Raw genomic sequence first — 210 nt, 5'->3', positions numbered from 1 at the left:
GTAGTATTAACAGCATTAATCGTATTTCTATCAAGCATATTAGTATAATAGAAGTTTTAAATTATACAAAATGAAAGGAGAATGAGGAATATGAGCAGTGAACAAGTGTTACAAGTAACAAAAACAGATTTATTAGGATCATTAGGTGGAGCGGTAGTATTAACATCATTTATTCTATTCCTTGCAAATATATTAGTATGATATATATAA

At 26.7% G+C, this 210-nt stretch carries 1 protein-coding gene; it reads left to right on the top strand.

What is annotated here, in order from left to right; translation table 11 throughout:
• Positions 1-90: 90 nt before the first annotated feature.
• Positions 91-201, top strand: coding sequence for a DUF3948 family protein (locus MR113_RS28205; protein ID WP_242257535.1), 111 nt, complete (start codon positions 91-93; stop codon positions 199-201).
• Positions 202-210: the final 9 nt, after the last annotated feature.

This window comes from Bacillus cereus group sp. BfR-BA-01379 (assembly GCF_022663605.1).
Classification (GTDB): Bacteria; Bacillota; Bacilli; order Bacillales; family Bacillaceae_G; genus Bacillus_A; species Bacillus_A mobilis.
Note: the sequence above shows the minus strand (reverse complement) of the source record. Positions and strands in the feature narration are given on the sequence as shown.

Coding starts and splice junctions, on each gene's coding strand:
- MR113_RS28205 (WP_242257535.1), top strand. CDS start 91: ATGAGCAGTGAACAAGTGTTACAAGTAACAAAAACAGATTTATTAGGA.